At 66.5% G+C, this 14,385-nt stretch carries 14 protein-coding genes; 10 read left to right on the top strand and 4 right to left on the bottom strand.

Going from position 1 to position 14,385, the window contains the following annotated elements; all coding sequences use genetic code 11:
* Positions 1-87: 87 nt before the first annotated feature.
* From cax to A5622_RS20195, 3 genes are all read right to left on the bottom strand, one after another.
* Entirely contained in the window at positions 88-1,431 is a 1,344-nt protein-coding gene (gene cax, locus A5622_RS20205; RefSeq protein ID WP_232003010.1) for a calcium/proton exchanger, read from the bottom strand.
* An 86-nt stretch (positions 1,432-1,517) separates the two neighbouring features.
* Positions 1,518-1,820 (bottom strand): hypothetical protein, encoded by a 303-nt coding sequence (locus tag A5622_RS20200; RefSeq protein WP_066880807.1) that lies wholly within the window; start codon positions 1,818-1,820, stop codon positions 1,518-1,520.
* 26 nt (positions 1,821-1,846) lie between these two features.
* Positions 1,847-2,773, bottom strand: a complete 927-nt coding sequence (locus A5622_RS20195; RefSeq protein ID WP_197508053.1) for a bifunctional 2-polyprenyl-6-hydroxyphenol methylase/3-demethylubiquinol 3-O-methyltransferase UbiG — start codon at positions 2,771-2,773, stop codon at positions 1,847-1,849.
* Between the two features lie 480 nt (positions 2,774-3,253).
* On the opposite strand from A5622_RS20195, the gene A5622_RS20190 reads away from it, so the two are divergent.
* Together A5622_RS20190 and A5622_RS20185 are read left to right on the top strand one after the other, a co-directional pair.
* The gene (locus A5622_RS20190; RefSeq protein ID WP_066880804.1) at positions 3,254-3,904 is read left to right on the top strand and encodes an HAD-IA family hydrolase; all 651 of its coding nucleotides are present in this window, start codon (positions 3,254-3,256) and stop codon (positions 3,902-3,904) included.
* Between the two features lie 184 nt (positions 3,905-4,088).
* Positions 4,089-6,635, top strand: coding sequence for an excinuclease ABC subunit UvrA (locus A5622_RS20185; RefSeq protein ID WP_066880802.1), 2,547 nt, complete (start codon positions 4,089-4,091; stop codon positions 6,633-6,635).
* Between the two features lie 91 nt (positions 6,636-6,726).
* Here A5622_RS20185 and A5622_RS20180 read toward each other — a convergent pair whose 3' ends face one another.
* Positions 6,727-7,404 carry a TylF/MycF/NovP-related O-methyltransferase gene (locus tag A5622_RS20180; protein WP_156753025.1) on the bottom strand — a complete coding sequence of 226 codons (678 nt, stop codon included), beginning with the start codon at positions 7,402-7,404 and terminating at the stop codon, positions 6,727-6,729.
* 298 nt (positions 7,405-7,702) lie between these two features.
* Between A5622_RS20180 and A5622_RS20175 the strand changes: the two genes are divergently transcribed.
* From A5622_RS20175 to A5622_RS20140, 8 genes are all read left to right on the top strand, one after another.
* On the top strand, positions 7,703-9,073 hold the full coding sequence (locus tag A5622_RS20175) for a hypothetical protein (protein ID WP_156749077.1): 1,371 nt from the start codon (positions 7,703-7,705) through the stop codon (positions 9,071-9,073).
* A gap of 118 nt (positions 9,074-9,191) precedes the next feature.
* Positions 9,192-9,515 carry a hypothetical protein gene (locus A5622_RS20170; protein ID WP_066869013.1) on the top strand — a complete coding sequence of 108 codons (324 nt, stop codon included), beginning with the start codon at positions 9,192-9,194 and terminating at the stop codon, positions 9,513-9,515.
* A 56-nt stretch (positions 9,516-9,571) separates the two neighbouring features.
* Complete coding sequence (locus A5622_RS20165) at positions 9,572-10,573, top strand: MoxR family ATPase (protein WP_066869016.1); 1,002 nt, start codon at positions 9,572-9,574, stop codon at positions 10,571-10,573.
* Between the two features lie 16 nt (positions 10,574-10,589).
* Positions 10,590-11,456 (top strand): DUF58 domain-containing protein, encoded by an 867-nt coding sequence (locus A5622_RS20160; protein ID WP_066869019.1) that lies wholly within the window; start codon positions 10,590-10,592, stop codon positions 11,454-11,456.
* Complete coding sequence (locus A5622_RS20155) at positions 11,446-11,919, top strand: hypothetical protein (protein ID WP_066869022.1); 474 nt, start codon at positions 11,446-11,448, stop codon at positions 11,917-11,919. Before A5622_RS20160 ends, A5622_RS20155 begins: the two co-directional genes overlap by 11 nt.
* Positions 11,910-12,884 (top strand): hypothetical protein, encoded by a 975-nt coding sequence (locus tag A5622_RS20150; RefSeq protein ID WP_066869025.1) that lies wholly within the window; start codon positions 11,910-11,912, stop codon positions 12,882-12,884. Before A5622_RS20155 ends, A5622_RS20150 begins: the two co-directional genes overlap by 10 nt.
* The gene (locus A5622_RS20145; protein WP_066880798.1) at positions 12,881-13,795 is read left to right on the top strand and encodes a vWA domain-containing protein; all 915 of its coding nucleotides are present in this window, start codon (positions 12,881-12,883) and stop codon (positions 13,793-13,795) included. The genes A5622_RS20150 and A5622_RS20145 overlap by 4 nt, the downstream gene beginning before the upstream one ends.
* Positions 13,792-14,385 (top strand): hypothetical protein (locus A5622_RS20140; protein WP_197508052.1); only part of this gene is annotated, 594 nt, incomplete at its 3' end. The genes A5622_RS20145 and A5622_RS20140, both read left to right, overlap by 4 nt.

Below are 14,385 nucleotides of genomic sequence, written 5' to 3'. Positions count from 1 at the left end.
CTCCCCTTCAACAGCGCAATCCTCAACGGGTAGGAGACGTGTTCCGGCCCAAAGCGTTTCGGGATTCGCGGAGACCGTGAGAGCCGCTCATCCCCACCAGAACGACGTGGCGATCGCCACGTAGAGCGCGATGAGCACTGCTCCCTCGAACCAGGTCGACTCGCCGTCGAAGGTCACCAGCACCGCGACCAGCGCCGACATGATCATCGACGCCAACAGCAGTGGCGAAAACACCAGATCGAAACCGGGCTGGCCGAGCCATACCGCCGCCAGGCAGACGATGGGGGCGATGGTGAGTGCGATCTGGACGGGCGACTGGAGGACCACCTGAACCGCGTAGTCCATCTGGTTCTTGGCCGCCAGCTGAATGCCGACAAAATTCTCCACCGCGTTGCCGGCAATGGCCACGATCACCAGACCGGCGAACACCTCGTTGATGCCCACTGTATGCATCGCTGGCTCTAGGGCGGCGACGAACCATTCCGACACGAAGGCCGCACCGATACCGGCGAGGGCCAGCACGCCGATGGCCATCGCCAACGGCCACTCGCCGTGTGCCGTCGCGGCGCTGGCAGCTTCGGCCGAATCGGGGCTGGCCACTATGGGAGAGGTCGCTCTCGAGGGTTTATCACCAGCTTGCAGCGCCGAATCGGCGGCCCGCTTTCCGAGCGTGGCGGGCAGCGAGAGTGCGAAAAGCGCGAGCATGACGATGGAGACGACGACCGACACCGCCCTTTCGTGGTGTTGCGCCGGGGTGTGTATCGCAGCGGTCAACGAGGGGACGGCCAGGATGAACACCGCGAGGGTGAACATCAGTCCGAGCGTGCGTCCGTCGTCGGCGGCGAAGCGCTGACGGCCGTGCCTGATCCCGCCGGCCACGAATGCCAGCCCGAGCACCAGCAGGGCGTTGGAGAGAATCGAGCCGACGATGGTGGCCTTCACCACGCCGTAAAGACCTGCCTTGAGCGCGAACAGGATGACGAACAACTCGGGCAGGTTTCCCAGCGCCGTCTGCAATATCCCAGTGGCGTTGGGCCCGAGCCGGTCTCCGACCGCCTCCACCGAACGGCCGACCAGAGATGCCAGTGTGGCCAACGCGAGTGCGGAGATGGTGAACGCCAGCAATGCATTGGCGTGGGTAAAGTTGAGAACCCCGGCTGCCATGGACGCGATCACGGTGAGGGTGATCATGATGCGGTCGCGCCGGGTCAGCAGCGGTAGCCGTTCGGGATGGGTGGTCGTCACGCGCCTCTCCTCTGATCGCGCTGAAGTTTTCCACACCGAATGGTCGCGCCGAAACCACGCTGGTTCCGCTGCCGCGACCTCGACATACTGCCGAATCCGGGGGTCAACGCCATTCGCGGCGCGACGATGTGCCGCTTCCACGGTGGCGCAGCCGCCCACGTAAAGCGCGAGGCGCGCGAACGGCATGAGCGTGCCGCTGACCGGATGGCCAAGGCACTTCTAGGGATCGCCACTGACGGTCTCGCCTAACCGCGAGCGCAGCGAAAAGAGACTCATAATCCGTCGGTCGCGGGTTCGAGGCCCGCCCGCCCCACCGCAATGCGTTGTATGGCGTAGGCAGATGGCTGGCACATCATCACCGGCCGGCGGACGCATTCATCGGCACGCCGGAGCAGCTCGCCGATCATGTCGTCGCGTGGCAGGACGCAGGCGCGGCCGACGAGTTCGCGAGCGTGGGATCGACGCTGTCGCAGAAGGTTACGACGTTCATCGACCAGGTCGTGCCTGTCCTGCAGCGGCGGGACCGAGTCCGTACCGAGTGCGCCGGGTCCACATTGCGCGATCACCGTGGGCATGAACGGCCGGCTAAATGGTCTGTTCCTTAGAACTCGTCGCGATCAACAACGAAGCGAACTTGACAGGCTTTGTGAATGTTGCCGGGGCGGAAGCCCACGACGTCGGTATCGACGACCCGGAGGCCCAGGCTATTGAATATTGATTGCCACTCGCTCACCCGTTTGAACTGGCAACCGAAATTCATATCGACAAGCCCTTGGGCGACAGCGTTACCAAAGAAATCGATAAGCACGAGCGTCTGAAATTGATCGCGTACATCCAGCTTATTAAATTCGGTTAGCTCGATCTGCTCCGCTGCGACCCCTGGGGGCGCTGCGGGAACAGCATACGTGTCTTCCTCGATAATCAACCGCCGTGCCACACGCCGCAAATTTGTCAGCAATGGAATCAAGTCGGGTTCATCAACATGATGAAGGACGGTTTTGACGATCGCACTGTCGAACGCGTCGTCCGCATAGGGGACGTCAACGGGCGAAGCCATCTGCCGAAACGGCAGATGTGCGGCCTCAGCGCCGCGGTAGTCCAGCACGTCGGTGGTGTAGCAGTCGAAGCCGGCGCGCGCGATCAGCGCAGCTAAATGACCGCGGCCGCTGCCGAAATCGAGTACTGTGCTGCCGTTGATGGCGTCTGCGAAATTGTTGAAGTCCTGCACCGGCTTACGCTGTGACTTATACGCCGAGTAGCCCTCGCTGAACCAGGAGCCGTCTCCCTCCGATGCGAAGAATCGTTCGTGCACCTCTTCGGCTGCTTGATAGAGTTCACACCCGTTAGCGGCTGCCAGTAAATACTTACGTGCGTCCTCCAGGGTTGAACGCACGTCGCCGGAATAATCTGGAAAATGGGATTTGTAACTTCTTTCCAGCACTGACAAAGTGAAGTTCAGGGCCGTGGTTCCGTGCTGTAAAGTGTCGTGAATGAACTCGTATTGAGCACGTTTGGTGGCTGTTGACACCAACAATCCTTTCGTCACGCATGCTTCAAACGCCTGACGCGGCATCGTCGGGTAGCGGCAGGCGGAGGCCAAAGCAACTAATTCAACGCCTTGTATCAGTACAACGCAAATTGAAGGTATTTAGCTAAAAGCTGACCCGATTCGGCTTTACAGCAGTGCTAAACACGCGTAGGGCAAAGAAAGCCGGCCTAATGGTGAGCCGCATTCTTTGCGCATGCCGCTTTAGCGAAAGCCGTTTGACGTGCGGTTCTCATCGCCGGCGACCCAAGTGCTTCGTCCGCCGCGGCCTGTCCAACGTCGAGCACCCTCGTTGACGGCAAACCTCGCGCGTGCCCGGGTACCTTGCGTCGCCGAGTACTAGGCCCTGGGATGCAATGGTTGAAACGAAGTGTCATGTGAGCCAGCGCATTCCGGAGAATGAATGTGGGCAGCGACACACCCTCCCGATGCTTGGACCCTGACCCTACTAGGGTGCTGCCTATGGCGGTGCTGCACGGCAGAAGAATCTTGTTCGACATCGATGGCACCCTGGTTGACTCAACCGCCACAGTCGAACGGTCCTGGGGGACGTGGGCCGAGGAATACGGCGTCGACTATGAAGAGGTACTCAAGGTCTGTCATGGCAGGCGGACCGAGGACACCGTCGCGCAATTCGTCGTACCGCACGACCGACTCGCAGCGACAGCCCGGCTACTCGCTCTGCAAGAGCAGGCTGATCTCGATGGTGTCCTGGCGCTACCGGGAGCACGCCGATTGCTTGATGCCCTGCCGCATAGTCACTGGGCTGCAGTGACTTCGGGGCCGCGCTCGTTGATGGCTGCCCGACTGGCGGCAGCGCGGCTCCCCGCTCCGAAATTGCTGATCGGTGCAGAGGATGTATCGGACGGCAAACCGAATCCCGAGAGCTACCTTAAAGCGGCCGCCGCGCTGGGCCTCGACGCCCGGGAATGCGTCGTCGTGGAGGATGCGCCCGCGGGCGTCGGCGCTGGGCGGGCAGCGGGGGCCCAAGTGCTCGCCGTCACGACCACTCACCACGCGACCCAACTGACAGACGCCGACATCGTCGTGGCCGATCTATCCTGCGTCGATGTCGAGGTCACCGAGATCGGTGTCGCCTTGCGGATCAACTAAAGCGGTAACGGCCCGCGCCGCAACGCAGGTTTAAGAACCGAGGCCGTCACTGCCGAGCCCGTAGGCAAAGCCTGACGAGAAGGACAGCAGCCAGCCTGAACGGTCTCACCTAATCCGACCACGAGGTGGAGGACGCGGGCCGGGTGAAATAGTGACTACGGATCGCGGGTATTCGGCTAGCAAGATGACGCAACTGTCCGATCGAAGTACCGACGAAATCGACCCATGCGTGCGTGTTTACGGGGCGCGGGTCCACAATCTGCGGGGAGTCGACCTCGTGGCGCCGCGCGACGCGCTCGTCGCGTTCACCGGCATCTCCGGATCCGGCAAATCGTCGTTGGCCTTCGGCACCATCTATGCCGAAGCCCAGCGCCGCTATTTCGAATCGGTCGCCCCGTACGCCCGTCGCCTGCTATTGCCCACCGGCGCGCCGAAGGTGGATGACATCACCGGGCTACCCCCCGCCGTCGCGCTGCAGCAGCGCCGCGGTTCGTCGACGTCGCGGTCGACGGTCGGCACCGTCACCACCCTGTCGAACCTGTTGAGGATGCTGTTCTCCCGCGCGGGGACCTACCCGCGGGGAGCCACGGAACGACTGGACTCCGATGCGTTCTCGCCGAACACCGCCGTGGGGGCGTGCCCGGAATGCCACGGGCTTGGCCGAATTCATCGGGTGACCGAACAGACGCTGGTGCCGGACCCGTCGCTGACCATCCGCGAAGGCGCCGTGGCCGCATGGCCCGGCGCGTGGCAAGGCCAGAACCTGCGCGACATCCTCGTCACGCTGGGGTATGACATCGACAAGCCATGGCACAAACTCCCCAAGCGGCAACGCAATTGGATTCTGTTCACCGATGAACAACCAACGGTCGAAATCGATCCGGGCCAACACCCCGTGCAGGCCGATTATTACTACAACGGCACTTTCTCCAGCGCCGAACGTCATGTCCGCCACACGTTGGCCAACTCCCATAGCGCGATGATGCGTCGGCGCGTGTTGCAATTCGTCGACACCGTCGAGTGCCCGGTATGCGACGGTTCGGGGTTGCGGCCCGAGGCGCTGCGGGTGACTTTCGCCGGGCGCACCATCGCCGACTACACGGCGATGCCGTTGGCCGACCTCGCTGATACGTTGCGCCCGACGGCTTCTCGGACCGACGCCGCCGCCGCGTACGAGTCCACGCAATCCGGTGAGCTGACCGAAGTGGCGACCATGATCGCCGCCGACCTCGTTGCCCGCCTGCAGGTACTCATGGATCTCGGCCTCGGCTACCTGACGCTCAGTCGCCGCACGCCGACGGTGTCACCCGGCGAACTGCAGCGGTTGCGGCTGGCCACTCAGCTGCGCGCCGGCTTGTTCGGCGTCCTCTATGTGCTCGATGAGCCGTCGGCCGGACTGCACCCGGCCGACGCCGAACCGCTGCTCGACGTGCTCGATCGCCTACGTCGCGCAGGCAATTCGGTATTTGTGGTCGAGCACGACATGGATGTTGTGCGCCGTGCCGACTGGATCGTCGACGTGGGCCCGGGGGCCGGCGAGCTGGGCGGGGGTGTGCTCTACAGCGGGCCGGTGCCGGGTCTTGCCGACGTCGAGGAATCGGTCACCCGTCACTACCTTTTCGAGAACGCCGGCCCGGCGCCTCGCCAACCGCGCACGCCGTCCGGGCGGCTGCGGCTGGGCGGAATCTGCTTCCACAATCTGAGAGACCTCGACGTGGACCTGCCGCTCGGCGTATACACCGCGGTCACCGGAGTGTCCGGTTCAGGCAAGTCGACACTTGTCGTCAAGGTCCTCGGTGACGTCGTGCACAGCCAGCTCGGCACCGGACGAGCGGCCGACCCGGCCGAATCCGATGACGACGAAACCGACAGCGGCGTAGTCGATCTCGATCACGATGCGAGTGCCGGTGTGACGGTAGAAGGCGCCGAGCAGATCAACCGGCTGGTCTCCGTGGACCAGCGCCCGATCGGACGCACACCGCGCTCGACGCTGGCGACCTACACCGGCTTGTTCGACGCCGTGCGCCGTGAATTTGCCGCGACCCCAAAGGCGCGTCGCCGCGGTTGGACGGCGGGCAGGTTTTCCTTCAACGTGGCTGAAGGTCGCTGCCCCACCTGTCAGGGGGAGGGGTTCGTTTCGGTCGAATTGTTGTTCCTGCCAGGCACATACGGCACCTGCCCGGCGTGTCAAGGAGCACGTTACTCCGACGAGACACTCGAGGTGCGCTATCGCGACCGGACGATCGCCGACGTGCTCGCGATGACCGTCGATCAGGCCGCGAAGTTTTTTGCCGACGTCGCCAGTGCCGCGCGGAGCTTGACCACGCTGCAAGAGGTCGGACTGGGGTACCTGCGTCTCGGACAGCCCGCGACCGAGCTCTCGGGTGGCGAGGCGCAGCGGATCAAGCTCGCCGCCGAACTGCAGAGACCTCGCCGAGGGCATACCCTCTACGTCCTCGACGAGCCGACCACCGGGCTGCATCCCGCCGACGTCGATCTGCTCGACCGTCAGCTGCACCGCCTGGTCGACGCGGGCAACACCGTCGTGGTGGCCGAGCACGACATGCGGATGGTCGCGGGCGCCGACTGGGTGATCGACCTGGGGCCGGGGGCCGGCAGCGACGGCGGTCGGGTCGTCGCGGCGGGGCCGCCGCAGAAGGTGGCCCGCGCAAAACACAGTCGCACGGCGCCCTACCTCGCGAAGCGGTTGGCGCCGTCCGTTACTTGCTGACGAAGTTATCGACGGGTTCAGGCAATCTGGACAGCCGCTTGTTCGAAGTATTGGTTGTCGGCAAGGTAGACCGGTTTCTTCCCGGTCCGCTCTAGAAACTCCTGGAATGCCCTGAACTCATGTTCCTGGGCGCCCGGATAGTTATAAAACTCATCAAACACGATGACGGTACCTGACACGATATTGTCGCCCAACAGGCTGAAATCTCTTGCGTCGATGCGTAAATATCGCAATCTATATGCAGGAAAGCGATGGGAGTGTTTTTCAGAATTCGCTTTTTGAATTCCGGAAGGGTTTCGTGGAACATGCCCTTGACCAGAGCTACGTTATGGAGCACGGGCGGCATCCACCCCTCGGCGTTGGCCCGGAAAGTACCTTGGGGAACCGTGATATCGGTGCGGGTCCATCGTTCCGGAAGGCCGTCGAACGAATCGAATCCCCAGATGCGCTGTCCGGGGGTGAGCGCGGCAATGAAGTTGATGGTTCTTCCGGTGCACACGCCCATCTCCAAGAATGCGCCTCGCAGCGTCACGTGGTCAGAGCCGTATTTGAGCAATTCCGCATCGGTGTCGAGAGCTTCGGCATCGCCGAAGTGCTCGGCTACCATCGTCCGCGCTGTCGGCGATTCTCGATAGTCCTTGTCCATCGGGTAGAAGTCCAGGATTTGATGGCCGTGGTGCCATTCCTCGCTGACTATCGGCATTTTTACCAATTTGGCCCAATCGAATCCGCTGCTACACGGGTAATCTGACGCCACCGACGGCTCCATGCGCTCGACCTCCTCGCCGGAAGACGCAGCGTGATTTATCGGCAGCGTAGAGGCTTGGCAATCAATTCACGACGGATTGTGGAATCCCATCGGCCACCCGCGGATGGTCTCGATCCACGCGCTCGACGGCGAAACCCACGCTCGGCATCGCCGCGAACTGCCGTCACCGCCCACGACGCGCGGTCTCACGACCGCCGTGTGGCGACATTGCTGACGAGACACGAAAAATTTGATCCACCGTTGCGACCGTTAGCGCAGTACTCTTTTTGTGCCAGCATCTCCGTGAAGGAGAGGGATCGTGGGATCTCAGAGAGTCGTCGGTAGTCAGGCGGATCGGCTCCCGTTGGCCGCGCGGGCCTCAGCAGTGCCCGCGACGATCCTCGAACTAGGCGGTCGGTATCCGGGGGCCGCGGTGTTGTTCGCGGCGCCGCTGACGGTTGCCGGCATTTGGGGGATGGTCACGCGCCCGTCGTTGGCATTGCCGCTGGTGCTGCTGGCCGGCGTGGCCTTGGTGTTGATCGATTTCCTGGCGGGCCCGTACCGGGTGGCCGAGCAAAAGGCGCGGGTCGCCGGCGCCCAGAAGCCGAGCCGTCAGCCGATACTGAACCAGCCCAGGATGCAGTTCACACAGACGCCGCCGCGGCAGAAGGTAGAACCCCAGGCAGGGGTGCAGGCAGAAGCCGCCGCCGCTCAGGCGCTGGCCGCGGAAGCCGAAGCGGTGGCCGCCGAGGCGCGGGCCCGCGCCGACGCTGCCGCAGCCGAAGCCCTGGCCGCGGAAGCCGAAGCGCTGGCCGCGGAAGCCGAAGCCCTGGCCGCCGAGGCGCGGGCGCAGGAAGAAGCGGCCGCGGCCGAAGCGCTGGCGGCCGAACCCGAGGCGGTGGCCGCCGAGGCGCGGGCGCAGGCCGAGATCGCCGCGGCGGAAGCGCTGGCCGGCGAGGCGCGCCAGCGGGAGCGGGCGCGCGCGGAAGCCATCGCTGCCGAAGCGCTGGCCGCGGAGGCGCGCAAGCGGGCCGAAGTCGCCGAGGCCCACGCGCTGGCCGCCGAGGCCCGCAAGCAGGCGAAGGCCGCCGAAGCGCACGCGCTGGCCGCCGAAGCCCGCAAACGGGCCAAAGCCGCCGAACCGGAAGCCTTGGCCGCCGAGGCCCGGGCGCATGCGGAAGCCACCGAGACCCAGGCCCTGATCGCGGAGGCCCGGGCGCGGGAGCTGGCGCGCGCGAAGGCCGCCGAAGCCGAAGCGGCGGCCATCGAGGCGCGCAAGCAAGCCGAAGCCGCGGAAGCGCAAGCGCTGGCCGCGGCGGCGCGCAAGCGGGCCGAAGCCGCCGAAACCGAGGCCCTGGCGGCCGAAGCGCGAAATCGGGCAAAGGCCGCCGAGGCCGAAGCGCTGGTAGCCGAGTCGCGGGCGCGCGCCGAAGCCGCCGAGACGCAGGCCGCGGCTGCCGAGGCCCGGGTACGGGAGCGGGCGCGGGCCGAAGCCGCCGAGGCCGAGGCCCTGGCCGCCGAGTCGCGCGCACGCGCCGAAGCCGCCGAAACGCGAGCCCGGGCCGCCGAGGTCTGGGCGGGAGCCGAAGCCGCCGAGGCCCAAGCTCGGGCCGCCGAGGCGCGGGCGCGGGCAATCCGGCTGCGGCTGGAAGCTGATGCCAAAGCCAAGCGGCAAGGGAACAAACCGTAGGCGAAAGTGCTGTCCTGTCCGCCCGCGGGTCGAAAGATTTGGGATCGGTAGCGAACCCGAGCCGGTGCGATTGCCCATGCAACGACAACGCAGACGACAGCGACCAGGAGAACCCACCATGAAGCGAACACTCACCGGAGCACTGCTGTCGGGCACCGTGGTCCTGGGAAGTCTCGGGCTGGGCACCGGTGTCGCCCAGGCCGACCCGGGAACGGGCATCTGTAATCAGTTGGCCATGTGCAGCTACATCTGGTGTCCCGGGAGTCCGCTGCCGATGCCGGACGTTGTATGGGACATGAACACGTGCCACCACTACTACGGCGGGAGCCTCGGACATCCGGGGACCGAGGGGGGCATTCAAGTCGGCGCGCACATTCTGGAGGGGGACCCGTCCCCGGCGAACACCTGTAACGGATCCCCCATCTGCTTGCCCGGTCTGTAAGAGGCCCTGACCTGTCGACGTGTGGAAAGCCGGCGCCTGGGTATCTTGGCGAGCGTATGTCTACAGCTCGAACGCAACCGGATCAGCGCGAACTCGACGGCGTCCTGGGGACCATCGACGCCATCTCCCAGGCCTTCGCGGCCAAGATCGTCGGGCAGCGCGAACTACGCGAGTCGCTGCTGATCGGCCTGCTTGCCGGCGGCCACATCCTGCTCGAAAGCGTGCCGGGCCTGGCCAAAACCACCGCCGCCAAGGTGCTCGCCGAGTCGATTCACGGCCGGTTCCAACGTATCCAGTGCACGCCCGACCTGCTGCCCAGCGACATCATCGGCACCCAGCTCTACGACTCGGCGACCAACTCGTTCGTCACCCAGCTCGGTCCGGTGCACGCCAACATCGTGCTGCTCGACGAGATCAACCGGTCCAGTGCGAAGACGCAGAGCGCGATGCTCGAGGCGATGGAGGAGCGGCAGACCACGATCGCCGGGCAGGTGCACCCGCTGGCGGATCCCTTTCTGGTCATCGCCACCCAGAACCCCGTCGACCAGGAGGGCACCTATCCGCTCTCCGAGGCGCAGACCGACCGCTTCCTGCTCAAGGAGATCGTGCGCTATCCCTCCCCGCAGGAGGAGGTGGAAGTCATGATGCGGATCGACGCCGGCGTCTACGACAAGGGGCGCCCGGCCCCGCCGGTGGTCAGCCTCGACGACGTGCTGCGCCTGCAGGACGTGGTGCGCCACGTCCACATGGACCGCGCGCTCATGCTCTACGCCAGCCAGCTTGTCGACGCGACGCGTCACCCCGAGCGTGCGTTGCCCAAGCAGATCGCGCGCCTGGTCGAATACGGCGCCAGCCCACGCGCCACGATCGCGTTCTGCAAGGCGGCCCGCGCGCAGGCCGTGCTATCCGGGCGCGCACACGTGCTGCCCGAGGACATCGCAAAACTCGCCCACCGGGTGCTGCGGCACCGACTGATCCTCGGATTCGAAGCGGCCAGCGCCGATATCACCGCCGAGGTCGTGGTCGACGCCGCGCTGCGGGCCGTCCGGGTCCCCTAGGGGCCACAGGGCCATCGTGGGCAAACACCTCAACCGGGCGAAAGCCCACTTCGGCACCGACACCCGCGGTCTGCTCGAAGGTGGGCGCTACGCGCTATTGCATACGCGCAGCATGGAATTCGACGACCTGCGCCCATACGTTCCCGGCGACGACGTCCGCGACATCGACTGGAAGGCGTCCGCGCGCTCGGGCGGCGTGCTCATCAAGCGGTTCGTCTCCGAAAAGCACCACAAGATCCTGCTCGTCGCCGACGCCGGCCGCAACATGTCGGCGCTCGCCCCGAGCGGAGAGTGCAAACGCGATGTCGCCGCGCACATCATGGGCGCGGTGGGATTGATCGGCCTACGGCGATCCGATCAGATCGGCATGGTTTACGGTGACCGCCGCGGCTGTGTGAACATCCCGCAGCGGCGCGGCGAGTCGCACATCGAGGGGCTGCTGCACCGCTGGTATCAGCACACGACGGCCGGCCCCGGCCGCAGCGACATCGCCGCCCAACTCGATTACGTCGCAACGCATTACCGGCACACCATGCTGATCATCGTGGTGTCGGACGAACCCGAGGTCGACGACCGACTCGGTGAAATGCTTACCAGGCTGACCGGGCGCCACGACATCATGTGGGCGATGGTGTCGGACATGCCCGCCGTGGGACCCGACGACACCGACGGATATGACGTGGCCACCGGACGCTTCGTCTTGAACGGCGCCGACCTCGGACCGCGCGTCGTTGCCGCCTACCGCCGCGCGGAGCGGGCCCGCCGCGCCCGCCTCGATGCCTTCCTGACCGCGCACGCGATCCCGCACGCAATTGTCGCGGGCAGCAACGACATTCGGCGCGAACTCGTCCGCCTGACCGAGGTGGCCGCTCGTGCCGGATGATCTGCTGCGCCATCTGTTCGGTCCACAGCCCTACTCGCCGTGGTGGCTGTGGCTGGCCGTCCTAATGCTCCTCGCCGTCATCGGTTGGTATGCGGGTGTCTTCGTGTGGACGCTGCCGTCGCAGCGGTTGCGGCGCATCCCCGTCGTGCGGCGGATGCATGCCCGGGTGATCCGCCGCCGGTTCGCCCGTCGCGTACAGGGCATCGCCGAGGAGCACGACGCCGGGCAGATCTCGGCGCCGGCGGCGTGCGCCGCGATCAGCCGAACGGTGCGCAGCTTTCTGCATCAGACGACCGGGGTGCGGGCCCAATACCTGCAAGTCGGTGCCATGGCCGACGCGAACCTCGCCGGGGCCGCACCGCTGTTGACCCGGCTCGGTGATGCGCAGTTCAACGCCGAGTCACGAGTCGACGTCGCCGACGTGAGCGCGCGGGCGCAGGAGTTGATCCGGTCGTGGACCTGAGGTGGTGGCCGGTAGCGGCCATCGGCGCGGCCACCGTTGCCGCGGTGGTCGCGCTGGCGGCGCTGCTTCCGATGACCGCGGCTCGCCGGCGGCTACGGCCGCTGGCCAACATCGCACGGCTGACCCGGTTGCCCGAGTACGCCAAAATCGCTCGGCTGCGGTCCCTCTCGACGATCGTGACCCTGGTGGTGCTGACGGTCATGTTCGGCGCCGCAACGTGGGCCGCGGCCCGTCCGAGCGTGGCGCGCAACGACTTCGACGCCGCTCACCCCGAAGACATCATGGTGTGCGTCGGGCAACCGGTGGCCGATGCGGCCACCGCCGAACTGCTCGACTACTTCGCGCGCCAGGCCGCGGCGTCACCTCAGGCGCAACGCATCGGCCTGACATCGGTCAACCGCCGCGTGGTGCCACTGACCCGCGACCATCAGTACGCCGCGGCGCAATTCGCCGACTACCTCGGCGCCCATCAGGCCCACCCGTCATTCGCCCCGCCGGTGCCGTACTCGGACTACGCCGCCAGCGTGAATGACGTTCTGGCGCTGTGCCTCTCAGGATTTCCGTCCACCGAGCATCCCAATACGCACCGGCGCTCGGTGATCTACCTTGGACCGTCGGATCTACGTGCCGCGGCGGAGCAGCGCGCCGTACTGTTCGCCGATGGCAGCGTTCGGGCCCTGGCCCAACGGACCGGGGCGCAGATCAATGTGATCGACACCGCCCCGTCGCCGGCGAGCGGTTCCCTGGCCGCGCTCACCCGGCAGACCGGCGGCGGGTACGCCGCGGCGGGCACGACGTCGGTGACCACGGCGCTCAACGGGATTCGGGCGCACGCCCCGCCGGCGCGCACGGCCGACGGCGCCGTGGTGACGGCGGACTTCCGGGACGCGCCGGCGGTGCCTCTGGCGATCGCGCTGCTGTCGGCGGCCGTGCTCTCGGTGGCTCTGTTGGTGTTGCGCCGATGACGTTTCAACCCCTGCTGCCCGGGCCGATCCTCGCGGTCGTCGCCGGTGCCCTTGCCCTGGCCCGCCTGGTGGCGCTGTGGCGGGTGCTAGCGTCGGCGGGAAGCCGCCGCCGCCGCGCGGTGCTGCGCTGGACGGGCGTGACCCTGGCGGTGCTGCTGCTCATCATCGCGACCACCCGCCCGGCGCTGCTGAACGACAACCGCCAAGACGCGACGCCGGCGGCCGGCGCGGCTCTCAACGTGTTCCTCGTCGTGGATCGGTCGGCAGACTCGAATATCGAGGACTACGGCAACGGCGAACCGCGGATCGCGGGGATGCGCGACGACATCGCGGCATTGACCAAGCAATACCCCGCGGCGCGGTTCGCGCTGATCACCTTCGATTCGAAGGCCTCCCTCGATTGGCCGCTGTCCGAGGATGTTTGGAGTCTACGACCGACCGTCGCGGCGCTCGGTTCGAGTAACGCAGGTCGCGACGCGAACGCTGGAGCGGCGGACAACGTGCTGCGCTACCAACTGATCCAGGCGACGCAGCAATATCCGGGGTCGCGAAACGTGGTGCTCTACTTCGGTTCGGGTGCGCCCGGATCCCAGGCGCCGCAGGACGACTTCACCGTCACGCGGGGGACGGTGAGCGGGGGAGCGGTGCTGGGATACGGCCGCAGCGACGCAATCGACGAAGCCGAATTGCGCAGGCTGGCAGCACAACTCGACATTCCCTACGTCCAGCGGGATCGTGGACAGCCCTTCCGGCCGGACCTGCCCGATTCACCGCGCCGCGTCGAGGCCGACCGGATCGAGCTGTACTGGTTGCCCGCGCTGCTGGCGGCGGGGCTGCTGCTCGCCGAGATCTACCTTTCGGTCCGAGAGTTCCGGCGCGGCCGGATCGCCCGACGGGACTTGGTGTCATGACGCGCAGACCGGCGCGCTTGCGGCTGCGACGACGCCTTGTCATCTACTCGGCCCCGCTGACCGTCCTGGCGCTCTTGATCGCCGTCAAACTGATCTCGGTTGCCGTGGTGGGGCATTGGGCCGCCTCCTCGTTCGCCCGCGGCGATGGGAGCGCGGTGCGAGCCGACGCAGCGATTCTCGGCGCGGCCAACCTGGTGGAACCGGCGAAGGCGCCGTTCGCCGCGGGCGCCGCCGCCGTGCTCGACGGCCGACTCGAGGACGCCGACGCCCACTTCGCCGACGCGCTGGCCCGCAGCGGCACCGCCCGCTCATGCCCGGTGCGGGTCAACCTCGAACTGGTCCGCGAAACTCAGGGCGACCGGGCAGCGGCGGCGGGGGACCGCGTACGCGCCGACGAACGCTACGCGAGTGCGCTGGCCGTCGTCGACGCCGCGCCGGGCGGCTGCTTTTCCGGCAACGCCGACCCGGACCCGCAACGGCGCGCCATCCGTGACGACGCGGCAAACAGGTTGGCGGTTAAGAGAAGTGCGCTCAACGCGCCGCCGGAAGCGCCGCCACCCCCGCCACCATCGCCGACAACGGCGGCGCCC

Origin of the sequence: Mycobacterium sp. 1245801.1 (genome assembly GCF_001673055.1) — a bacterium.
Taxonomy (GTDB): Bacteria; Actinomycetota; Actinomycetes; order Mycobacteriales; family Mycobacteriaceae; genus Mycobacterium; species Mycobacterium europaeum_A.
The sequence above is the reverse complement of the archived record's forward strand: the minus strand, read 5'-3'. Positions and strand labels throughout refer to the sequence as shown.

Excerpts from the sequence above, each read along its gene's own strand:
- cax (WP_232003010.1), bottom strand. The coding sequence starts at position 1,431 with ATGCCGTTCGCGCGCCTCGCGCTTTACGTGGGCGGCTGCGCCACCGTG.
- A5622_RS20200 (WP_066880807.1), bottom strand. The coding sequence starts at position 1,820 with ATGCCCACGGTGATCGCGCAATGTGGACCCGGCGCACTCGGTACGGAC.
- A5622_RS20190 (WP_066880804.1), top strand. The coding sequence starts at position 3,254 with ATGGCGGTGCTGCACGGCAGAAGAATCTTGTTCGACATCGATGGCACC.
- A5622_RS20185 (WP_066880802.1), top strand. The coding sequence starts at position 4,089 with ATGACGCAACTGTCCGATCGAAGTACCGACGAAATCGACCCATGCGTG.
- A5622_RS20180 (WP_156753025.1), bottom strand. The coding sequence starts at position 7,404 with ATGGAGCCGTCGGTGGCGTCAGATTACCCGTGTAGCAGCGGATTCGAT.
- A5622_RS20170 (WP_066869013.1), top strand. The coding sequence starts at position 9,192 with ATGAAGCGAACACTCACCGGAGCACTGCTGTCGGGCACCGTGGTCCTG.
- A5622_RS20165 (WP_066869016.1), top strand. The coding sequence starts at position 9,572 with ATGTCTACAGCTCGAACGCAACCGGATCAGCGCGAACTCGACGGCGTC.
- A5622_RS20145 (WP_066880798.1), top strand. The coding sequence starts at position 12,881 with ATGACGTTTCAACCCCTGCTGCCCGGGCCGATCCTCGCGGTCGTCGCC.